The sequence below is a fragment of the Telluria sp. ZB4P36 genome (assembly GCF_059685865.1).
This window is the reverse complement of the sequence record NZ_JCASIE010000001.1, coordinates 358768-378839: the sequence shown is the minus strand read 5'-3', so window position 1 is coordinate 378839 and position 20072 is coordinate 358768. Positions and strand designations below refer to the sequence as shown.

Below are 20072 nucleotides of genomic sequence, written 5' to 3'. Positions count from 1 at the left end.
TTTATGTCACACGACGACTTACAGAGCATTGCTGATTACGTCATGCCGTCATTTCCGGTGTGCGCCTCCGATCTCGGATTCCTTTTTGGCACTCGTCATGGCGTGCCGGAGTTTTGCGAGGCAGCGCATGAACTCTGGCAGAACGGCATGTACAGCCGGCTGCTGGTATCTGGTGGGCGGACAAGGTCGATGCCTCTAGCAGAGGCAGAGGTGATCGCTGAGCGACTAGTCGGTCTCGGGATACCTGAGAACGTTCTCATACTGGAAACTGAAGCAATGAACACCGGAGAGAACGTACGGTTCGGACGGGCCAAGGTAGCCGAGGTGATAGACCTTGCTGCGATTCGCAGTGTCGTCGTCATTGGGAAAATATGCTCGACCCGACGCTACCTAATGACTTTGCGGAGGCATTGGCCAGGTTTGAGCTTATCAGTTTGCCCGATCAATTATTTCCAAACTCCTGCCGAGCGCTGGCACGAGCATGAAGAGTTTCGCGCCCGGGTACTTGGCGAATTCAACAAAATCCCTCGTTACTTAGCAGAAGGTTTCCTGGAAGAGATAGACGGATGCTCAGGATATCCGCGGTCGGCAGTTGGTTAAAGCCATAGCACGGGCAACTGCTTTGGGTCGGTTCCATCCCTTCGTAACAGTGCGATGTTGGATGGCCGCGCACTGCGATTCGTACTCGCTGGCAACTTCGCTGACCATGCGCACAGCGCGCTCGATGACTTTGTGGCAATTCAGTGCAGGCGGCTGCGCTTGCGCGCATACATCTGCTCGTCCGCCAGCAGCACGTAGTCCACCAGCGAATGCCCGCCGAGCGGATCGCAGGACACCACGCCGGTGCTGATCGATACCGGATAGGACCGTTCCTGCATCAGGTTGAAGGCATGCAGGTTGGCCTCGATGCGCTCGATGATCGCGCCGGGACGCTCGTCGTCGAGGGTATAGGCGACGAACTCGTCGCCGCCCAGGCGCGACACCACGTCGGCTTGGCGGAAGGACTGGCGGAACACCAGGGCCGCGTCGCGGATCAGGCCATCGCCGGCGTCATGGCCCTGCTGATCGTTGACGCGCTTGAGGCCGTCGATGTCGGCGAAGATCACGGCGCTGCGCGCCCGCTTGCGCTGCGCCACCTTGAAGACGCGTTCGGCCTGCACGAAGAAGCCGCGCCGGTTGTACAGGCCCGTGAGCACGTCGGTGAGCGAGAGCATGCGCATCTCGGTGGCCGTCTGGTCGCGCCGCGCGAGTTCGGCGGCGTGGGCAGCGGCCGAGCTGGCGAGCAGCGCATGCTGCTGCGCGATCCGGTGTTCGAGCACGCTGCGGGTTTCGATCTTGCCCAGCGCCGCCGCGGTCAGCTCGAGGATGGTCTGCCCGGCCCGCCGGCAGGCGTCCTGCGCGGCGGGGTGCTGGTCGTGGTCCCAGGCGACGGTGAGCGAGGCCAGCGCGTCATGCAGGGGCACCGCCAGCGCCAGCGTGCGCGCGGCGGGTGGCGCGCCGGTTCGCTCACTGGGGTTCTCGAGGGTGGACAGCTGGGCGATGCCGGCCGCGTACAGGGGATGGGCCTCGTCCGCCTCCTGCGCGTTGCCGGCGCGGTCGAAACCGGTCATGATCAGGCGGCTGTTGCGCAGGATGAGCAGGGCCGCATCGGGCCGCAGCATCTCGGCCAGGGTCCGTCCAGCCAGGGCCAGCGAACTGGCGGTGTCGTCGGTCTGGAACAGCTCGCGAGACAAGCTCAGCAAGATGCGAAGCTGGGGTGCGTCCAGTGGGCGGGCTTGCGCCCCATCCTTGCTCATCATCGCTGCGCCTCTTTGCTGTCGCCTAATCGTCCACCGGCCGGCGCGGGAAGGGAACGATCGCTTCCGACATCTGCAGTTCGGCGCTGGGCGTGCGCCGCAAGCCGGGCTGGTCGAGCACGCGCGCGATGACCTCCGGCGGGACATGCATGTATTCCATGTAATGCCGCGCCACCGAGCGGTCGCGCACCATCAGGATGTTCACCCCGCGCGTCACCACTTTTGCCGTCTCGACGTCTGTGCGCCTCTGCCGTTCACTCATGTCACGATCCGCCGTCCAGGCCATGCTGGTCTGCCCCTTGCAAAAGCCCACCATACACCCATTCGTCACGCGGCCGGGAAAAACTTTCCTTACCTTCGTCGGAACTATTTACAAGCGGATACGGACGCCAGCTACCTCCTTAGTGAAATGACAGCACAGCAACACACTGTCCAGCTTCTATCCTGGCAATTTGCCGAATGACTTCAGGCAGCAGCGCCCGTACAGCTCGTCCATCATCGACCGACGCAGGCTGTCCGATGGCCAGGGATCCGTCCCGGTGGTCGGCTTGCCGTTGAAATTCGTCGAGCCTGTCCAGAAGCAGCACATCAAAACGAAACACCGAAGCGGCGATTTTTCTACGGTCCTCTTTGGGAGCGTTCACGGCGTGCTCAATCGCCTCGATGAACGAACGCGTTACATCCGCAATTCCTCGCTCGCCGGATCGATGCCGCTGCAGCTCATGCATCAGCTGCTCCGCCAGGCTTTCGGCAGGGCGGGAAATACGCAGGGGCGAACACATTGTTCAGCTTCCCGTGTCAGGTGCCGCATCCAGCTCGTCGACGAGCGTACGCACCAGTTCCGCGGCCGGCAGTTCGCGTGCGAGCGGAGCGCCTTGCCCTGCCCAATGTGCAGCGAATTCATGCTTGCCCGCCTTTGCGGCAGCCGCATGAAGTTGCTTGGCCGCGTCATACGCCACCGGATAGGCGGCAGGCGGTGGCGCGCCGGCTGCATCGCCGTGTGAAATGAGGCGATTCACGATCCCCCGGGCCAGCCGCCCCGAAAGCGCGGCGGTGAGCCTTGTCACGGCGGCACGCTCACTCTTCAGGTTTGCGCGGTAGGCGGCGTTGGCGGCCGACTCGGGACACAGGATGAAGGCGGTACCGAGCTGGGCAGCCGCCGCTCCAAGATCGAGCATCGCCCTGACGCCTGCGCCATCCATGATGCCGCCCGCAGCAATGACCGGCAGCCGCGAGTGTCTGACAAGCTGCCGTACCAGGACTGCTGTGCTCAGCCGTTCATCGATGGCGTCAGGATCGAACATCCCCCGGTGTCCACCAGCCTCCATGCCTTGCGCCACGATGGCATCGACACCCGCATCTTCGATCTGGCGGGCTTCCTGGACATCGGTCGCTGTCGCCATGGTCCGGATGCCCGCCTGCCGCAGTGCGGCGATGCGTTCTGTCGAAGGTAATCCAAAGTGAAAACTGACCACGGCTGGACGCAGCTCAAGCAGCATCCGGAACGCATCCTCGTCGTCGATAAACGGTTTGTAGATTTCTTCAAGCGACGGCGGCAAGGCGATTCCCGCCTCGGCGAACAGGGGCGCGAGATGGGCCAGCCAGGCGGCTTCGCCGGCAGCATCGCGCCGCGCAGGTGCATGGCAGAACAGGTTGACGTTAATCGGCTTGCTGGTCATGGCAAGCGTTTCTTCGATCATCTGGCGCGCCTGGGCAACGGTGCTCGCGCCCACGCCAAGTGATCCGAGTGCTCCTGTATTCGACACTTCGGCCGCAAGACGAGGTGTGGCAACACCGGCCATCGGCGCCTGGATAATGGGGTAGCGCATGCCAAATTGCGCAAGGAAGTGCTGGGACGAATGCATGGCTTCTCCTTCGGCGAATGATCGACACTGTATGTTCTCATTAAGAGAATAAGATGATACTATCATTCTGAACGGAGGAATGATATGGATTCAGAGTCCTTGAAGATTTTTTGCGCTGTTGCGGCAGAACTGAGCATTACGCAGGCCGCTGCGCGGCTCGGGCGTGTCCCGTCGAATGTCACCACACGCATTCAACAGTTGGAAGCCGATGTGGGCGCTGACCTGTTCGTCCGCACCGGAAAACGCATTGCGCTCTCGACAGCCGGCGAGCGCTTCCTCGACTATGCAAAGCGCCTGCTGGCACTGGAAGAGGAGGCGCGCCATGTCGTGACTGGCGGCCGCGATGGCGGCGTGCTCAGGCTCGGCAGCATGGAGAGTACGGCTGCAAGCCGTCTGCCGACCGTCCTTGCGGAGTTTCACAGGCACCACCCGAATACCCGTCTGGAACTCAGCACGGGGCCATCCCGCCAGCTGATTGAACAGCTGAGGACAGGCAAACTGGACTGTGCATTCGCAGCGCTCCCGCCCTCCATGGACGCTACGACTCTGCAGGAAATCGGTATCCAGGCCACGCAGGTGTGGACCGAAGAGCTTGTCTTGCTGTTGCCCGCCAGCGAGTCGGACGCCCGAAACCCCAGGCAGATCCGGACCCGTTCGCTTGCTGCGTTTCCGCAAGGCTGTACCTACCGGAGCCTGGCAGATACCCGCTTGGGGATCGCCGGCACGACGGAGTGGAAGATCCAGGAGATGAGTTCCTACCATGCGATGATCGCCTGCGTCGCTGCCGGCGCATGCGTAACGGTGTTGCCGCAAAGTGTGCTGGCGCTGACCAGCGCGCCAGTGGACCTGAAGACCTTGTCACTTGGCCCTTGTGTGACCTACCTTTTCGCGCGCGACGGTTTCGATGTCCCTGCATTCCAGCATCTGGTCGCCCAGATCGCCGAGATCCGGGCATGAACGCCGCTGTCGAGCACGATTTTCATTTCTTTACGCTGGAGTTCCTGTATGCCCTTACTTAAATTCGACCTGATCACGGGGCGCAACGATGCGCAGCTGCGTCAACTGCTCGACAGCGCTCACCACGCAATGGTCGAGGCTTTCGAGGTTCCCTCGCGCGATCGCTATCAATGCGTCACACAGCATCGTCCGGGTGAACTCATTCTTGAAGATACCGGTCTTGGCTACACGCGCTCCAATGACGTGGTGCTGCTGACGGTCATATCGAGGCCGCGCCCGGAATCCCAGAAAGTCGCGTTCTATCGTCTTCTTGTCGAGAAGCTGGAAGCGGACTGCGGTCTCTCTGCCGACGACCTGATCGTGTCGCTGATCGAGAATACCGATGCCGACTGGTCCTTCGGCCGCGGGCGGGCACAGTTTCTAACTGGGGAGCTCTAAGCCCCGGAAGGTCGGCCGGCGAGCACTGCGCCATCCGGCAAGTGCCTCTGCTAGACTCGGCCCAGACCCAAAGCCAGCAAGCATGGACACGACCTTCGAACACGAGCGAACAGCCGGCATGTGCGTCCGGCCGCCTGCATGAGCGGGCCTACGCCAGCCACCGTCAAGGCCTGGTTCGCCGCGCGCGGCTGGACCGCCTTTCCCTTCCAGCGCAATGTCTGGAAGGCGGCATTGGCCGGGCAATCCGGCCTGCTGCACGCGAACACGGGCGCCGGCAAGACCTTCGCGGTCTGGTTCGCCGCCCTGCAGCGCGGCTCGCTCGTCAAGGGACGCAAACCCGGCGGCCTGCGGGTCCTGTGGATCACGCCCATGCGGGCGCTGGCGGCCGACACCCTGCGCGCGCTGGAGCAGTCGGCAGCCGAACTGGCGCCCGGCTGGACCATCGGCGCGCGCACCGGCGACACCGGTTCGGCCGAGCGCGCGCGCCAGTCGCGCAGCTGGCCCAGCGCCCTCGTCACCACGCCCGAGAGCCTGTCGCTGCTGCTCAGCCACGCGGCCGCGCAGGAGCAGTTCAAGCACCTCGACATGATCGTCATCGACGAGTGGCACGAGCTGATGGGCAGCAAGCGCGGCGTGCAGGTGCAGCTGGCGCTGGCGCGCCTGCGCCACTGGCGCCCGGAGCTGGTCATCTGGGGCGTGTCGGCCACGATGGGCAACCTCGACCTCGCGCGCCAGGTGCTGCTGGGCGGAGACGAGGGTGTACTGGTCGAGGGCGACCTGCGCAAGCAGATCGTGGTCGACTGCCTGATTCCCGATAACGTCGCGCGCTTTCCCTGGGGCGGCCACATGGGCCTGCAGATGCTCGGGCCGGTGATCCGCGAGATCGAGCACTACGAGGCCACGCTGGTGTTCACCAACACCCGCGCGCAGTCCGAGATCTGGTACCAGAACATCCTCGACGAACGGCCCGACTGGGCCGGCGTGATCGCGCTGCACCACGGCTCGCTCGACCGCGAGGTGCGCGAGTGGGTCGAGATGGGCCTCAAGAAGGGCGCGCTGAAAGCGGTGATCTGCACCGCCAGCCTGGACCTCGGCGTCGACTTTCTGCCGGTCGAGCGCGTGCTGCAGGTGGGCAGCGCCAAGGGCATTGCGCGCCTGCTGCAGCGCGCCGGCCGCAGCGGCCATGCGCCGGGGCGGGTGTCGCGCGTGACCCTGGTGCCGACCAACAGCCTGGAATTGCTGGAGGCGGCGGCCGCCAGGAAGGCGGTGGCGGCGCGCCGCATCGAGGGCCGCTACGTGCCCAACAAACCCTTCGACGTGCTGGTGCAGCACCTGGTCACGGTGGCGCTGGGCGGCGGCTTCCGTTCGGGCGAATTGTTCGAGGAAGTGAAGCGCGCCTGGTCCTACCGCCACCTGGACGAGGAAGAATGGCAGTGGGCGCTCGACTTCGTCGCGCGCGGCGGCCAGAGCCTGACCGTGTATCCCGAGTACCGCCGCGTGCTGCCGGACGAGGAGGGCGTCTACCGCGTGCCCGATACGGCGATCGGCCGGCGCCACCGGATGGGGATCGGCACCATCGTGTCCGACTCGACCATCTCGGTGAAGTACATGAGCGGGGGGCGGATCGGCAGCGTCGAGGAATCCTTCATCTCGCGCATGAAGCCGGGCGACCACTTCCTGTTCGGCGGGCGCATCCTCGAATTCGTGCGGGTCCACGAGATGACGGCCTTCGTCAAGCGCGCCAACACCAACCGCGGGGCGATCGCGCGCTGGAGCGGCGCCAAGATGCCGATGTCCTCGGAGCTGGCGCATGCGGCGCTGGAAGAGCTGCGCCTGGCCTCACAAGGCATCTACGACAGCCCCGAGATGGAGTCCATCCGTCCGCTGATCGAGATCCAGTGCCGCTGGTCGGCGCTGCCGACCAGCGAGACCCTGGTCCTCGAAAGCATGAAGAGCCGTGAAGGCTGGCACCTGTTCGTCTATCCCTTTGCCGGGCGCTCGGTGCACATGGGACTGGCCTCGCTGTTCGCCTACCGCATCGGGCGCATGCAGCCATCGACCTTCTCGATCGCGATCAACGACTACGGCTTCGAGCTGATGAGCCCTGAAGCGGTCGACTGGACCCGCATCTTCGAGGCTGCCACAGGGGCGGGCGTGGACCTGTTCAGCACCGACTGCCTGCTCGAGGACGTGCTGGGCAGCCTGAACGCGACCCAGTTGTCGCAGCAGCGCTTCCGCGAGGTGGCGCGCATCGCCGGCCTGGTGTTCCAGGGCTATCCGGGCCAGCCGAAATCGAACCGCCAGCTGCAGGCATCCTCGTCCCTGTTCTTCGAGGTCTTCCGCAAGCACGATGCCGGCAACCTGCTGCTGACCCAGGCGCAGCGCGAAGTGCTGGAGCAGGAGCTGGAACTGACCCGCCTGCGCGAGACGCTGGAGGAGCTGCACGGGCGCCGCGTCGCCTTCCGCGAAGTGAAGCGCGCCACCCCCTTCGGCTTCGCGCTGATGGTCGAGCGCTTCCGCGAGAAGGTCAGCACCGAGAAGCTGTCCGACCGCGTCGCGCGCATGGTGCGCGAACTGGAAAAGGCGGCGGCGGTATGAGCGGCGCCGGCGTGGAAGTCGGCGTCGCAGGTGAAACCGTCCTGCTGCTGCCCGAGAAGGCGCTGTACTGGCCGCATGAAAAGATGCTGGTGATCGCCGACATCCACTTCGGCAAGGCCGCAGCCTTCCGCGCGCTGGGCGTGCCGGTGCCGCGCGGGACCACCACCGAGAACCTGCTCGGGCTCGATGCCCTGGTCGATACGCATGGGGCGCGCCACGTGGTCTTCCTGGGCGACTTCCTGCATGCGCGCGCGGCCCATGCCGGCGCCACCCAGGCGGCCATGCTGGCCTGGCGCGAACGGCGGCGCGACTTGCTGCTCACCCTGGTGCGCGGCAACCACGACCGCCATGCGGGCGACCCGGCCGCGGCGCTCGGCATTGCCCTCGTCGACGAGCCGCATGTGCTGGGGCCCTTCGCCTTCTGCCACCATCCCGACCTCGAGTCCCCGGCTTATGCGCTGGCCGGCCACATCCATCCGGTCTATGTGCTGGCGACCCGTTTCGACGCCTTGCGCCTGCCGTGCTTCGTGGTCGGCCGGGACCGCATGATCCTCCCATCCTTCGGCGCCTTCACCGGCGGCCATGCGATCCGACCGGAACCGGGCGACCGCATCTACGTCAGCTCGGGCGAGGCGGTCCACTGCGTACGATAGCGTACCGACCCTCGCTGTGCTCGAGCGTACTGTCTTGTCAGACACAGAGGTGACCCCGTAAGCCATCGACAAGGGAGGAGAAGCCATGGTTTTCCGCAAGCTGCTGCAAGCCGCGTTCACCGCGCTGATTGCGCTCGGACCGGTCCTGACGGGTAGCGCCACCGTCCAGGCCCAGCAATACCAGAACAACCGCGCCTACGGGCCGGTCATCAACGGATTCAACGTGGAAGAGGTGCGCCGCCTGACGCCGGGCGTGGAACTGCATTTCGACCTGTACGGCAGCCCGGGCGGCATCGCGACGCTGCGCATCGACGGCGCCACGCGTAACCTGAACCTGACCGAAGTCGAGCCGGGCCAGTACACCGGCACCTATACCATCGGCACCCATGACCGCATCCGCCCGGAAAGCGGCGTCACTGCCAACCTGCGCCTGGGCAACCAGGTCGCGACCAACCTGCTGAGCGAATCGCTGCTGCAGCCGAATGCGGCGCGCGGCCAGCGCCGCGGCGAGCTGGCGGGCGCGCCGGCAATCGAGCGTTTTAACGTGCAGGGCAGCCCCGACCTGAGCCCGGGCAACGAGCTGCGCTTCACGGTGTTCGGCACGCCGGGCGGCCGGGTCGAGGTCTCGGTTGCCGGCGCACGCGGCGTGTTCTTCCTGCCGGAAGTGCGGCCGGGCGAATACGACGCGGTGTACACGATCCGCGCCGCCGACCGGATCGCACCGGACAGCCGCGTGACCGCCACCATCCGCGCCAATGGCCGCTATGCCAGCAGCGTGCTGGGCCGTCCGCTGCTGGCGGGCGCGCGCGTGAGCGAGCCGCGCCAGGCGCGCTACTGCAGCAATTGCGCGACCGTCGAGACGGTGAACGTGATCGAAGTCTCGGGCAATGGTGATTACCTGGGCACGGCCGGCGGCGCCGTGGTGGGTGGCCTGCTCGGCAGCCAGGTCGGCAGCGGCAGCGGCCGCACCGCGGCCACGGTGGCCGGCGCGGTGGCAGGCGGCCTTGCCGGCCGCCAGGTCCAGCGCAATATGAACAAGGAGCAGCGTTACGAGGTGGTGGTGCGCTACGCGACCAGCGGTGCGACCCAGACCCTGCAGTTCGACAACGATCCGGGCTTCCGCCAGGGCGACCGGGTGCGGGTGAACAGGGGCGTGCTGTCGCGGGATGAGTGATCAGCAATAGAAAAGGCCGGTCCCTTCGCAGGGGCCGGCCTTTGTCGTCGAGCGGTCGGTTCAGGCCGTGGCCAGGACCTGGTCGTCGCCCGGCTGTTCGCTCTCGGCCTTCTGCTTGGCGCCGGCCTTGGCGCGCGAGCGCGAGGGCGGCAGGCGGCGCAGGGTCTTGAGCGCCTCGGCGTCCTTGATGCCGATGGTGCGCTGGTCGACGGTGATCAGGCCGATCTCGTTGAAAGCCGACAGGGTGCGGCTGACCGTTTCCAGGGTCAGGCCGAGGTAGCTGCCGATCTCGTGGCGGGTCATGCGCAGGTTGAACAGCTTGCTCGAGTAACCCATCGCGGCGAAGCGGTCGGCCAGCGAGACCAGGAAGCGGGCCACGCGCGCCTCGGCCGACAGGGCGCCGAGCATGCCGATCATGGTCTGCTCGCGCACCAGTTCGCGGCTCATGACGCCGTACATCATGTTCTCGAGCTCGGCGTGGACGCGGCCGAGGGCGGTCAGCTTCTTGAAGGGGAGCAGGATCAGGTCGCAGTCGGACAGGGCCACGGCTTCGGAGGCGTAGTGGCGGGTATGGATGCCGTCCACGCCCAGCATGTCGCCCTTCATCGGGAAGCTCAGTACCTGCTCGTTGCCGAATTCGTCGATGAGCACGGTTTTCAGGAAACCGGAGTTGACGATGTACAGGGTGTCGAAAGCCTGGCCGATGGTGTGGACGCGCTGCCCGGTCTTGAACTGGACGTGCTGGAACAGCAGCTCTTCGGAGGTCACGGAGACGCTGGCCGGGATGCGCAGCAGGTCGCAGACTTCCTTGAGGTTGGACCAGAGGCGTCCCTGGCGCTGGCGGCCGGCTTCCATGGGGGAGTGCAGGGTCGGCTGGGTGACATTGCGTTGTTCTGATGTTGGCTGGGACTGCATGCTCATCTCCAGGTGAAAGACTCAGGGTTTCAGGCGGCGACCACAGGGCGGAGCAGGCAACCGGCGCTGTGGAGGAGAACCCCGCTGCAGGCTGGCTCACGCTGGGACTTGGATCGCAAGCAAGTCGAAACGCTGAAATCAGTATGCCAACACGAGTCCGGCACGGATATCAGCGATGGCTGAATATGACGGTAGGAGGGGTCGGCGCCCTGTAGGAATAATCCGACGAGAAGCGGGTGCTACAGAGGGAAGGGCCGGGCAGGCGCCATCGGAGAAGGGATGATGCGAGGAAGGCAAAGCGCCCGGGGGCGGGCGCCGGTGGGCACGAAATCGCGCGTGGCCTGTCTAAATCGTCTTAGGCCTTCATCGGAGACAGTAGTCGATGCGCAACGGCGTACTGGACCATTTCCGACAGCGAACTCATGCCCATCTTTTGCATGATGCGGGTCTTGTGGGTGCTGACCGTCTTGACCGACAGGTGCAGATTATTCGCGATCTCGGTAATCGATTTCCCACCAACGAGTAGCGAAAACACCTCGAACTCGCGGTCCGACAGCTGTTTGTGCAAGAGCTGTTCGTTCGGCGCCATGATGTTCAGGGCCAGCTGTTCGGCGACTTCGGTGCTGATGTACGGACGGCCCGAGGCCACCTTGCGGATGGCGCCGACCAGCTGGGTGCCGGCGCTCTCCTTGGTGAGATAGCCCTGGGCGCCGGCGCGGATCGCCCGCACCGCATACTGCTCTTCCTCGTGCATGGTCAGGATCAGGATTGCCAGCTTGGGCGCTTCGCTGCGCACCTGGCGGATCAGGTCGACGCCGCTGCGGCCCGGCATCGACAGGTCGAGCAGCAGCAGGTCGAAGCCGCCCTGGCGGACCTGGGCCAGGACTTCGAAGCCGTTGGTCGCTTCGCCGGCGATCTCGATATCCGAGGCACCGTCGAGGATGCGCTTGAGTCCTTCGCGCATGATGGTGTGGTCGTCAGCAATTACGATGCGAATCATAAAACCATCCTTCAGGGTGAAAGCGACAATGTGCGCTTCAGGCTAACACAGGACGCCAAGGGCATTTGTCGTGCTTTCTCACCAGCCGCCCGGCGCTTCACACCGGCGCCGGCTCGCTGATCAGGCGGTGCACCAGGACCGGCTTGGTCGTGTGCGACAGCACCTTGTTGGTCACGCTGCCCAGCAGCAGCTGGCCCCAGCCGCTGCGGCCATGCGAGCCCATGAAGATCAGGTCGCAGCCTTCCTGCTCGGCGACGTCGACGATCTTGAGGGCCGCGGTGTCGGAAAACGCGGTCATGCAGGCATGCTTCAGGCCCGCGCCGGCGCAGGAACGCATGATCTTGCCCATGTACTCCTCGCCCATGCGGCGCATCTGCGCGATGTATTCTTCTTCGCTCGGGTAGGAGGGCGGGATGATCTCCACGTACACGGGATACTGGTAGTCGGGAGCGACGAACAGGGCCAGTACTTCGGCGCCCATCTGTTGCGCGAATTTGACGCCGGCGCAGGCCGTATGCTGCGACACGGCCGAGCCGTCGGTGGTGATCAGGATTTTGCGGTACATGGTTGACTCCCTCAATGGCCACGCCATTCTGGGGCGTCAGGGACGTGGCGGCGATTGCAAGAACGCAAACTGTTGAGCTCGATCAAACTTCAACCCCTTAATTCAGTGCAACAGTACACCGATGGGGCCATGCGCTTACGAAAAACAACACCTCCCTTGTGTAAATATTCAGGAACCGCTGCATTTAATTGTCGCGGAATTAAGTTTCGCTGTCCATTTTGTTGCGTCTCCATCTCCGAGATTTACCTACGGCAACCACGCTGCTACACTCCCATGCAGACTTGAACCATCCCGCATGGCGCCCATGCGCGCCCGGATGGATGCAGCAAACACCGAATTGCAACGCTCATTGCGCACTTACAGACACCATGGAGAAGCAGGGATTATGACCGACGCCGCTGACGATTTCGACGCACTATTCGAGGAAGTGGCGGCCCAGCGCGCCAGCGCTCCCGCTGCCCCGGCACCGGTGGCCGAGCCGGCGCCCGCGCCTGCCGCCGCCGCGGCCGACGAAGACGACCTCGAGTCCCTGTTCGACCAGGTGGCCGCATCGAGTGCCCCGGCCATCGCCGCCGTCGCCGCACCGGTGGCTGCGGCCGCTGCCGTGCCGGCCGCGAACGCCGTGGCGGGTGACGGCGAGCACGCCATGTTCGAACGCCTCGGCGGCATCGTGCGCCTGCTGCACGATTCGCTGCGCGAACTGGGCTACGACAAGGCGCTGACCGAGGCCTCGTCGGCCATCGTCGACGCCCAGGACCGCCTGGAATACGTCGCCAGCCTGACCGAACAGGCCGCCAACAAGGTGCTGAACACCCTGGACGACGGCATGCCGGCCCAGGACCTGCTGTCGAAGCAGGCCAAGGACATGGAAAACCGCTGGGGCGACCTGTTCTCGGGCAAGCTGAGCCTGGACGAGTTCAAGGCCCTGGCCGGCGACTCGCGCCAGTTCGCGGCCAGCGTGAACGAAGCGACCGAAGCCGAGAAGGCGCGCCTGCTCGAGATCATGATGGCCCAGGACTTCCAGGACATCACCGGCCAGCTGATCAAGAAGGTGGTGAAGATCACCCAGACCGTCGAGCAGGAACTGGCGCAGCTGCTGCGCGACCACGCGCCGGCCGACCTGAAGGAAAAGCTGGCGAAGAAGGAAACCCCGCCGGTCGCTGAACCGCTGATGCAGGGCCCGTCGGTGCCGGATACGGCGCTGAACCAGGACAACGTTGACGATCTTCTGGCCGATCTGGGATTCTAATGGACGATATGCTCAAGGACTTCGTCGTCGAGGCGATGGACCTTGCGGTGAATGTTGAAGAACATTTGCTGCGCCTCGAACGCGATCCGGACAACAAGGAAACGCTGAATGCGGTGTTCCGCTCCTTCCACACGATCAAGGGCGGCGCCGGCTTCATGGGCCTGCCCGCGCTGGTCGCGGCCTGCCACCTGACCGAAAACCTGTTCGACGCACTGCGCACCGGCGCCGCGCCGGTGACCCCGCTCGCGATCGAAGCGGCGCTCGAGGCCTCGGGCTTCGTGGCCGACCAGCTGAATGACCTGAACAACGGCACCCCGCCGGAAGGCCTGGCTTCGATGCCGGAAGCGCTCGAGCGCATCCTGACGGATGCGATCGAAGGCAAGGGCACGCCGAGCGCACCGGCCGCCGCACCGGTTGCTGCAGTCGTTGCAGCGGCGCCGAGCGCTGCGCCGGTCGCCGCCGCTCCGCCCCCGGCCGCCGGCGACGATGGCCTCGACTGGGTCGCCATGTACAACGCGGTGGTGCCGGCCAACGTTGCTATCGCGGCAGGATCGGCTGCAGCGGCCGTCGCTGCGGCGCCTGCCGCTGCAGCGCCGCTTGCCGCCGCCGACAGCGCGCCCGCCGCCAAGGCCTCGGGCTGGGACGGCGTCGACCGCCGTTCGAACGACAAGGTCGCCGATGCGCGCGCCGCCGCGGCCCCGGCCAAGGACGAAAGCATCCGTATCGATGCGGTCAAGCTGGACGCGCTGCTCGAAGTGGCGGGCGAGTCGGTGCAGGCCGCCAACCAGGCCGCCGTGCTGCTCGAGCGCCTGCAGCAGTTCAAGTTCGAGGGTCCGGCCGCCGCACTGATGGCGACGCTCACCGAGACCCTGGAACGCGCCTCGCGCTACTCGGCCGAACTGCAGCGCGCCACGCTGGCGACCCGCATGCAGCCGGTGGGCCGCCTGTTCCAGAAATTCCCGCGCCTGGTGCGCGAGCTGGCCAAGGACCTCGGCAAGGACGTCGAGCTGACCATCGAAGGCGCCGAGACCGAAGTCGACCGCGTCGTGGTGGACAGCCTGTACGACCCGCTGGTGCACATGCTGCGCAATGCGCTCGACCACGGTGTCGAGTCGCCCGAAGAGCGCGTCGCGGCAGGCAAGCCGGCCAAGGCCTTCATCCTGCTGAAAGCCTGGCAGGAAGCGAACAGCGTCATGATCGTGCTGCAGGACGACGGCAAGGGCATGGACCCGGTCAGGCTGCGCAAGAAGGCGATCGACAAGGGCCTGATTGGCGAGAACGGCGCCCCCAACGACGACGACGCCTACCAGCTGGTGTTCCTGCCGGGCTTCTCGACCAAGGAAGTGGCTTCCTCGGTCTCGGGCCGCGGGGTGGGCATGGACGTGGTCAAGACCGCGGTCGAGAAGAACCGCGGCGCGATCCGCATCGAGTCGCAGCTGGGCGCGGGCACGCGCTTCGCGATCCGCCTGCCGATCGAACTGTCGATCGTCCCGACCATGCTGGTGTCGACCTCGAGCGCCTCGCTGGCGCTGCCGATGGCCGTCGTCGAGCGCGTGGTCGAGCTGCCGGAAGAGTTCCAGTGCGTCGGCGGCGCCCCGGTGCTGAAGGACCAGGGGCGCCCGCTGCCGGTGCGTTCGCTGGCGCTGGCGCTGGGCTACGAAGCCTGCTCGGAACGCGTCGGCATCGTCATCAACGCCCCCCAGCCTTATATCCTTGCGGTGGAAGCGGTGGATGGCACGGCCGACCTGGTGATCAAGCCGATGACCGCGCTGTCGGTCGAAGGCATCACCGGTACCGCGCGTTCGGCCGAGGGCGAGCTGGTGCTGGTGGTCGGCCTGTCCTTCCTGATGGATGGCTGCCGTTCGAACGTTCGTCTGGCAGCGTAAGTAGTTGCCGCAGTGCGCAAAGCGGAGATTGTTTCCGCTCTGTGACAAAAGCGCATACAAAAGCCTGAGCAAGCCTGCTCAGGCTTTTTTTATTTGCATTTGAAGTTGTATATGCAAATAACATTTGCTCTAATTTTCGTTCATTGGCAGAAAAATGCGTTGCCCCGGCTTGGTGCGGCAGTGCACAATTATGGCATAATCAAAAACCGTCCCCGCATAAGGGGTACCGCGCTCACCGGATAGACCATGCAAAAAACGCTCTACGACAAACTCTGGGATTCCCATGTCGTGCGTGCCGACGCTGATGGCACCACAGTCCTCTACATCGACCGCCACCTGGTGCACGAAGTCACCAGCCCGCAAGCCTTCGAGGGCCTGCGCGAGGCCGGCCGCGGACTGTGGCGCACCTCGGCCAACCTGGCGGTGGCCGACCACAACGTGCCGACCACCGACCGTGCCCACGGCATCGCCGACCCGACCTCGCGCCTGCAGGTCGAAACCCTGGACGCCAACGCGAAGAGCTTCGGCCTCACCTACTTCAACATGAACGACAAGCGCCAGGGCATCGTCCATGTGATCGGACCGGAGCAGGGCGCCACGCTGCCCGGCATGACGGTGGTCTGCGGCGACTCGCACACCTCGACCCACGGCGCCTTCGGCTGCCTGGCGCACGGCATCGGCACCTCGGAAGTCGAGCACGTGCTGGCCACCCAGACCCTGCTGGCCAAGAAGTCGAAGTCGATGCTGGTGCAGGTCGACGGCGAGCTGCCCCCGGGCGTCACCGCCAAGGACATCGTGCTGGCCGTGATCGGCAAGATCGGCACCGCCGGCGGCACCGGCTACGCCATCGAATTCGGCGGCTCGACCATCCGCGCGCTGTCGATGGAAGGCCGCATGACGGTCTGTAACATGGCGATCGAAGCGGGCGCGCGCGCCGGCATGGTCGCGGTGGACGACACCACCATCGACTACGTGAAAAACCGCCCGCTTTCGCCCAAGGGCGAGCAGTGGGAACAGGCCGTCGCCTACTGGCGCACCCTGCATTCGGACGAAGGCGCGAGCTTCGATACCGTCGTCACGCTCGATGCGTCGGAAATCCGCCCGCAGGTCACCTGGGGCACCTCGCCCGAGATGGTGACCTCGGTCGACGGCCGCGTGCCGGACCCGCGCGACGAGAGCGACGCGGTGCGCCGCGGCGCCATCGAGAAGGCCCTGGCCTACATGGACCTGGCGCCGAACACCCCGATCGACCAGATCCAGATCGACAAGGTCTTCATCGGCTCCTGCACCAACTCGCGCATCGAAGACCTGCGCGCCGCCGCCGAGGTCGTGCGCGGCCGCCGGCGCGCGCCCAACGTCAAGCTGGCGATGGTCGTGCCGGGCTCGGGCCTGGTCAAGGAACAGGCCGAGCGCGAAGGTCTCGACCGCATCTTCGTCGATGCCGGCTTCGAATGGCGCGAGCCGGGCTGCTCGATGTGCCTGGCGATGAATGCCGACCGCCTGGAACCGGGCGAGCGCTGCGCCTCGACTTCGAACCGCAACTTCGAGGGACGCCAGGGGCAGGGCGGCCGCACCCACCTGGTGTCGCCCGCGATGGCGGCGGCGGCAGGCATCGCCGGCCACTTTGTCGACGTACGCGCACTCTGATGCGTTAATTCCGTTTTAACCCGTAACAACAGGAACATCATGAAGAAAGTCATCGCCCGTGTAGTTGCCACTTCGCTCGTCGCTCTCACCCTGGCAGGCTGCAACACCATCTCCGGCATCGGCCGCGATGTGCAGAAGGTCGGCCAGGTCGTCACCGGCGCCGGCGGCAAATAACAATTCAATAACAAGGAGCCGGAGCGACATGGATAAATTCACCGTACACGAAGGACTGGTGGCGCCGCTCGACCGCGCCAACGTCGACACCGACGCCATCATCCCGAAGCAGTTCCTGAAATCGATCCGCCGCACCGGCTTCGGCCCGAATCTATTCGACGAGTGGCGCTACCTGGACCACGGCGAGCCGGGCCAGGACTGCAGCACCCGTCCGGTGAACCCGGACTTCGTGCTGAACCAGCCGCGTTATGCGGGTGCCTCGATCCTGCTGGCCCGCAAGAACTTCGGCTGCGGCTCCTCACGCGAGCACGCACCCTGGGCCCTGCAGCAGTTCGGCTTCCGCGCCATCGTGGCGCCGAGCTTCGCCGACATCTTCTTCAACAACTGCTACAAGAGTGGTCTACTCCCGATTGTGTTGGAGGAAGAAGCGGTGGACGGCCTGTTCAAGGCGGTGGAAAGCACGCCCGGCTTCAAGCTGGTGGTCGATCTCGAGAAGCAGCGCATCGGCAGCGCCGACGGCAGCATCTGCTACGGCTTCGCGATCGACGACTTCCGCAAGTACTGCCTGCTGAACGGCCTGGACGACATCGGCCTGACCCTGCGCCACGCCGAGGACATCCGCGCCTTCGAACAGCGCCGCCTGGCGGCCCAGCCCTGGCTCGCAAACACGATTTAACAAGAGAGACCGCATGAAAATCGCAATCCTGCCGGGCGACGGCATCGGCCCGGAGATCATGGACCAGGCGGTCAAGGTCCTGAACGCCCTGGGTGAACCCTTCGAGATGGAAACCGCACAGGTCGGCGGCGCCGGCTACGCGGCCCACGGGCATCCGCTGCCGGAAGGCACCCTGAAGCTGGCGAAGGAAGCCGACGCGGTGCTGTTCGGCGCCGTCGGCGACTACAAGTACGACACGCTGGAGCGCGCGCTGCGTCCCGAGCAGGCCATCCTGGGCCTGCGCAAGGAGCTCGGCCTGTTCGCCAACCTGCGTCCGGCCATCCTGTATCCGGAACTTGCCGGCGCCTCGACGCTCAAACCCGAGGTCGTGTCGGGCCTGGACATCCTGATCATCCGCGAACTCACCGGCGACATCTATTTCGGCAAGCCGCGCGGCGTGCGCGAATGCCCGGACGGGCCGTTTGCAGGCCAGCGCGAAGGCTTCGACACCATGCGCTATGCCGAAGGCGAGATCCGCCGCATCGCCCACGTGGCCTTCCAGGCCGCGCGCAAGCGCGACCGCCGCGTGACCAGCGTCGACAAGGCGAATGTGCTGGAAACCTTCCAGTTCTGGCGCGACATCGTCACCGAGGTGCACAAGGAATACCAGGACGTCGAGCTCGAGCACATGTACGTCGATAACGCGGCCATGCAGCTGGTGCGGGCGCCGAAGAAGTTCGACGTCATCGTCACCGGCAACATGTTCGGCGACATCCTCTCGGACGCCGCCGCCATGCTGACCGGCTCGATCGGCATGCTGCCCTCGGCCTCGCTCGACGCGAACAACAAGGGCCTGTACGAGCCCTCGCACGGCTCGGCACCCGACATCGCGGGCCAGGGCGTGGCCAATCCGCTGGCGACCATCCTCTCAAGCGCGATGATGCTGCGCTTTACTTTCGGACGCACCGAGCAGGCCGACCGCATCGAGAACGCGGTCAAGCGCGTGCTGGCGCAAGGGCTGCGCACCCCCGACATTTACGAACCAGGTACCAGCAAGGTGGGTACCGAAGAAATGGGCAATGCGGTCCTGGCCGCGCTCCAATAATTTACATTCCAAGGAAAGCAAAATGAAACTGGTAGGCCTGGTAGGTTGGCGCGGCATGGTGGGCTCGGTCCTGATGCAGCGCATGCAGGAAGAGGGCGATTTCGACCACATCGAGCCGGTGTTCTTCACCACCTCGAACCCGGGCGGCGCCGCACCGAAGATGGCGAAGAACGAAACCACGCTGAAGAGCGCGAGCGACATCGCCGAACTGTCGAAGTGCGAGATCATCATCTCCTGCCAGGGCGGCGACTACACTTCCGAGATCTTCCCGAAACTGCGCGCCGGCGGCTGGAACGGCTACTGGATCGACGCCGCATCGACCCTGCGCATGAACGACGACGCCGTCATCGTGCTGGATCCGGTCAACAAGGAAGTCATCAAGAACGCCATGTCGCGCGGCGTGAAGAACTTCATCGGCGGTAACTGCACCGTGTCCTGCATGCTCATCGGCCTGGGCGGCCTGTTCGAGCAGGGCCTGGTCGAGTGGATGACCTCCATGACCTACCAGGCGGCATCGGGCGGCGGCGCCCAGCACATGCGCGAACTGCTGACCCAGTTCGGCACCATCAACGGCGCCGTCAAGCCGCTGCTGGACGATCCGGCTTCGGCCATCCTCGAGATCGACCGCACCGTGCTGGCCACCCAGCATGGCTTCTCAAGCGAAGAAACCAAGCAGTTCGGCGTGCCGCTGGCCGGCAACCTGATCCCGTGGATCGACAAGGACCTGGGCAACGGCCAGTCGAAGGAAGAGTGGAAGGCCGGCGCCGAGACCAACAAGATCCTCGGCCGCGGCGAAGGCTTCAATACCAAGGCGATTCCGGTGGACGGCCTGTGCGTGCGCATCGGCGCCATGCGCTGCCATTCGCAGGCGCTGACCATCAAGCTGACCAAGGACGTGCCGCTGGATGAGATCAGCGACATCATCGCCTCGCACAACCAGTGGGTGAAAGTGGTGCCGAACACCCGCGAAGCCTCGATGCGCGACCTGTCGCCGGCAGCCGTCACCGGCGGCCTGGGCATCCCGGTCGGCCGCCTGCGCAAGCTGGCCATGGGTGGCGATTACCTGTCGGCCTTCACCGTCGGCGACCAGCTACTGTGGGGCGCCGCCGAGCCGCTGCGCCGCATGCTGCGCATCGTGCTGGACAAGTAAGCATAGTCGGGGCCGGCCGGTAGCCGGCCCCGTATTCCGCGCATGTTGGCAGGCTTGCCACACCTCCTGCAAAATTGCTAAGCGCCTGTAATCAAACGCTATCAATTTCCTTCCGCATCGGTCATTCTGGCCACACATCCTCTCCAACTGCGCGCCCAGTGTGCGCCGGAAGCTTGCATGCTCTAGAGCATGATGATATGTTGAGACTCCCGGGAATTGTCTTTCCCCTGGCCAACTTCTTTCAC

20 protein-coding genes are annotated in these 20072 nt (G+C 65.1%); 13 read left to right on the top strand and 7 right to left on the bottom strand.

Going from position 1 to position 20072, the window contains the following annotated elements:
• Window positions 1–3: 3 nt before the first annotated feature.
• Complete coding sequence (locus AC56LK_RS01820) at window positions 4–600, top strand: YdcF family protein (protein ID WP_497182852.1); 597 nt, start codon at window positions 4–6, stop codon at window positions 598–600.
• Window positions 601–740: 140 nt separating this feature from the next.
• Here the strand turns inward: AC56LK_RS01820 and AC56LK_RS01815 are convergent, their stop codons facing one another.
• The 4 genes from AC56LK_RS01815 to AC56LK_RS01800 all read right to left on the bottom strand — a co-directional run bounded on the left by AC56LK_RS01815 (window position 741) and on the right by AC56LK_RS01800 (window position 3661).
• The gene (locus AC56LK_RS01815; protein ID WP_497182851.1) at window positions 741–1799 is read right to left on the bottom strand and encodes a GGDEF domain-containing protein; all 1059 of its coding nucleotides are present in this window, start codon (window positions 1797–1799) and stop codon (window positions 741–743) included.
• Window positions 1800–1821: 22 nt separating this feature from the next.
• Window positions 1822–2058, bottom strand: coding sequence for a hypothetical protein (locus tag AC56LK_RS01810; RefSeq protein ID WP_497182850.1), 237 nt, complete (start codon window positions 2056–2058; stop codon window positions 1822–1824).
• Window positions 2059–2197: 139 nt separating this feature from the next.
• Window positions 2198–2524, bottom strand: a complete 327-nt coding sequence (locus tag AC56LK_RS01805) for a hypothetical protein (RefSeq protein WP_497182849.1) — start codon at window positions 2522–2524, stop codon at window positions 2198–2200.
• A 57-nt stretch (window positions 2525–2581) separates the two neighbouring features.
• Window positions 2582–3661: an NAD(P)H-dependent flavin oxidoreductase gene (locus AC56LK_RS01800; RefSeq protein WP_497182848.1), complete on the bottom strand. Its 1080-nt coding sequence runs from the start codon at window positions 3659–3661 to the stop codon at window positions 2582–2584.
• A gap of 84 nt (window positions 3662–3745) precedes the next feature.
• Here AC56LK_RS01800 and AC56LK_RS01795 point away from each other — a divergent pair, with 84 nt between their 5' ends.
• The 5 genes from AC56LK_RS01795 to AC56LK_RS01775 all read left to right on the top strand — a co-directional run bounded on the left by AC56LK_RS01795 (window position 3746) and on the right by AC56LK_RS01775 (window position 9481).
• Complete coding sequence (locus AC56LK_RS01795) at window positions 3746–4618, top strand: LysR substrate-binding domain-containing protein (RefSeq protein WP_497182847.1); 873 nt, start codon at window positions 3746–3748, stop codon at window positions 4616–4618.
• A gap of 48 nt (window positions 4619–4666) precedes the next feature.
• A complete protein-coding gene (locus tag AC56LK_RS01790; protein ID WP_497182846.1) occupies window positions 4667–5056 on the top strand; it encodes a tautomerase family protein in 390 nt (129 codons plus the stop codon).
• Between the two features lie 138 nt (window positions 5057–5194).
• Window positions 5195–7654 carry a ligase-associated DNA damage response DEXH box helicase gene (locus AC56LK_RS01785; protein ID WP_497182845.1) on the top strand — a complete coding sequence of 820 codons (2460 nt, stop codon included), beginning with the start codon at window positions 5195–5197 and terminating at the stop codon, window positions 7652–7654.
• Window positions 7651–8307 carry a ligase-associated DNA damage response endonuclease PdeM gene (pdeM, locus tag AC56LK_RS01780; protein ID WP_497182844.1) on the top strand — a complete coding sequence of 219 codons (657 nt, stop codon included), beginning with the start codon at window positions 7651–7653 and terminating at the stop codon, window positions 8305–8307. The genes AC56LK_RS01785 and pdeM overlap by 4 nt, the downstream gene beginning before the upstream one ends.
• Window positions 8308–8392: 85 nt before the next feature.
• On the top strand, window positions 8393–9481 hold the full coding sequence (locus AC56LK_RS01775; RefSeq protein WP_497182843.1) for a glycine zipper 2TM domain-containing protein: 1089 nt from the start codon (window positions 8393–8395) through the stop codon (window positions 9479–9481).
• A gap of 60 nt (window positions 9482–9541) precedes the next feature.
• On the opposite strand, the gene AC56LK_RS01770 is transcribed toward AC56LK_RS01775, so the two are convergent.
• The 3 genes from AC56LK_RS01770 to AC56LK_RS01760 form a co-directional block, all read right to left on the bottom strand.
• Window positions 9542–10336 carry a Crp/Fnr family transcriptional regulator gene (locus tag AC56LK_RS01770; protein WP_436108032.1) on the bottom strand — a complete coding sequence of 265 codons (795 nt, stop codon included), beginning with the start codon at window positions 10334–10336 and terminating at the stop codon, window positions 9542–9544.
• Window positions 10337–10751: 415 nt separating this feature from the next.
• Window positions 10752–11396, bottom strand: a complete 645-nt coding sequence (locus AC56LK_RS01765; protein ID WP_436104915.1) for a response regulator — start codon at window positions 11394–11396, stop codon at window positions 10752–10754.
• A gap of 97 nt (window positions 11397–11493) precedes the next feature.
• Complete coding sequence (locus tag AC56LK_RS01760) at window positions 11494–11961, bottom strand: universal stress protein (RefSeq protein WP_497182842.1); 468 nt, start codon at window positions 11959–11961, stop codon at window positions 11494–11496.
• Window positions 11962–12346: 385 nt separating this feature from the next.
• Between AC56LK_RS01760 and AC56LK_RS01755 the strand changes: the two genes are divergently transcribed.
• The 7 genes from AC56LK_RS01755 to asd all read left to right on the top strand — a co-directional run bounded on the left by AC56LK_RS01755 (window position 12347) and on the right by asd (window position 19827).
• A complete protein-coding gene (locus AC56LK_RS01755) occupies window positions 12347–13210 on the top strand; it encodes a protein phosphatase CheZ (protein ID WP_497182841.1) in 864 nt (287 codons plus the stop codon).
• Window positions 13210–15096: a chemotaxis protein CheA gene (locus AC56LK_RS01750; RefSeq protein WP_497182840.1), complete on the top strand. Its 1887-nt coding sequence runs from the start codon at window positions 13210–13212 to the stop codon at window positions 15094–15096. The genes AC56LK_RS01755 and AC56LK_RS01750 overlap by 1 nt, the downstream gene beginning before the upstream one ends.
• A 246-nt stretch (window positions 15097–15342) precedes the next feature.
• Complete coding sequence (gene leuC / locus AC56LK_RS01745; protein WP_497182839.1) at window positions 15343–16743, top strand: 3-isopropylmalate dehydratase large subunit; 1401 nt, start codon at window positions 15343–15345, stop codon at window positions 16741–16743.
• Window positions 16744–16782: 39 nt separating this feature from the next.
• Complete coding sequence (locus AC56LK_RS01740) at window positions 16783–16917, top strand: hypothetical protein (protein ID WP_497182838.1); 135 nt, start codon at window positions 16783–16785, stop codon at window positions 16915–16917.
• Between the two features lie 28 nt (window positions 16918–16945).
• Entirely contained in the window at window positions 16946–17593 is a 648-nt protein-coding gene (gene leuD / locus AC56LK_RS01735) for a 3-isopropylmalate dehydratase small subunit (RefSeq protein WP_497182837.1), read from the top strand.
• 13 nt (window positions 17594–17606) lie between these two features.
• The gene (leuB, locus tag AC56LK_RS01730) at window positions 17607–18677 is read left to right on the top strand and encodes a 3-isopropylmalate dehydrogenase (RefSeq protein ID WP_497182836.1); all 1071 of its coding nucleotides are present in this window, start codon (window positions 17607–17609) and stop codon (window positions 18675–18677) included.
• A gap of 22 nt (window positions 18678–18699) precedes the next feature.
• Window positions 18700–19827 carry an aspartate-semialdehyde dehydrogenase gene (gene asd / locus AC56LK_RS01725; RefSeq protein WP_497182835.1) on the top strand — a complete coding sequence of 376 codons (1128 nt, stop codon included), beginning with the start codon at window positions 18700–18702 and terminating at the stop codon, window positions 19825–19827.
• The last annotated feature ends 245 nt before the right edge of the window (window positions 19828–20072 follow it).

What these genes read in the sequence shown, in the direction of transcription:
- AC56LK_RS01820 (WP_497182852.1), top strand. Translation starts at nt 4, where the DNA reads ATGTCACACGACGACTTACAGAGCATTGCTGATTACGTCATGCCGTCA.
- AC56LK_RS01815 (WP_497182851.1), bottom strand. Translation starts at nt 1,799, where the DNA reads ATGATGAGCAAGGATGGGGCGCAAGCCCGCCCACTGGACGCACCCCAG.
- AC56LK_RS01810 (WP_497182850.1), bottom strand. Translation starts at nt 2,058, where the DNA reads ATGAGTGAACGGCAGAGGCGCACAGACGTCGAGACGGCAAAAGTGGTG.
- AC56LK_RS01805 (WP_497182849.1), bottom strand. Translation starts at nt 2,524, where the DNA reads ATGCATGAGCTGCAGCGGCATCGATCCGGCGAGCGAGGAATTGCGGAT.
- AC56LK_RS01800 (WP_497182848.1), bottom strand. Translation starts at nt 3,661, where the DNA reads ATGCATTCGTCCCAGCACTTCCTTGCGCAATTTGGCATGCGCTACCCC.
- AC56LK_RS01795 (WP_497182847.1), top strand. Translation starts at nt 3,746, where the DNA reads ATGGATTCAGAGTCCTTGAAGATTTTTTGCGCTGTTGCGGCAGAACTG.
- AC56LK_RS01790 (WP_497182846.1), top strand. Translation starts at nt 4,667, where the DNA reads ATGCCCTTACTTAAATTCGACCTGATCACGGGGCGCAACGATGCGCAG.
- AC56LK_RS01785 (WP_497182845.1), top strand. Translation starts at nt 5,195, where the DNA reads ATGAGCGGGCCTACGCCAGCCACCGTCAAGGCCTGGTTCGCCGCGCGC.
- pdeM (WP_497182844.1), top strand. Translation starts at nt 7,651, where the DNA reads ATGAGCGGCGCCGGCGTGGAAGTCGGCGTCGCAGGTGAAACCGTCCTG.
- AC56LK_RS01775 (WP_497182843.1), top strand. Translation starts at nt 8,393, where the DNA reads ATGGTTTTCCGCAAGCTGCTGCAAGCCGCGTTCACCGCGCTGATTGCG.
- AC56LK_RS01770 (WP_436108032.1), bottom strand. Translation starts at nt 10,336, where the DNA reads ATGGAAGCCGGCCGCCAGCGCCAGGGACGCCTCTGGTCCAACCTCAAG.
- AC56LK_RS01765 (WP_436104915.1), bottom strand. Translation starts at nt 11,396, where the DNA reads ATGATTCGCATCGTAATTGCTGACGACCACACCATCATGCGCGAAGGA.
- AC56LK_RS01760 (WP_497182842.1), bottom strand. Translation starts at nt 11,961, where the DNA reads ATGTACCGCAAAATCCTGATCACCACCGACGGCTCGGCCGTGTCGCAG.
- AC56LK_RS01755 (WP_497182841.1), top strand. Translation starts at nt 12,347, where the DNA reads ATGACCGACGCCGCTGACGATTTCGACGCACTATTCGAGGAAGTGGCG.
- AC56LK_RS01750 (WP_497182840.1), top strand. Translation starts at nt 13,210, where the DNA reads ATGGACGATATGCTCAAGGACTTCGTCGTCGAGGCGATGGACCTTGCG.
- leuC (WP_497182839.1), top strand. Translation starts at nt 15,343, where the DNA reads ATGCAAAAAACGCTCTACGACAAACTCTGGGATTCCCATGTCGTGCGT.
- AC56LK_RS01740 (WP_497182838.1), top strand. Translation starts at nt 16,783, where the DNA reads ATGAAGAAAGTCATCGCCCGTGTAGTTGCCACTTCGCTCGTCGCTCTC.
- leuD (WP_497182837.1), top strand. Translation starts at nt 16,946, where the DNA reads ATGGATAAATTCACCGTACACGAAGGACTGGTGGCGCCGCTCGACCGC.
- leuB (WP_497182836.1), top strand. Translation starts at nt 17,607, where the DNA reads ATGAAAATCGCAATCCTGCCGGGCGACGGCATCGGCCCGGAGATCATG.
- asd (WP_497182835.1), top strand. Translation starts at nt 18,700, where the DNA reads ATGAAACTGGTAGGCCTGGTAGGTTGGCGCGGCATGGTGGGCTCGGTC.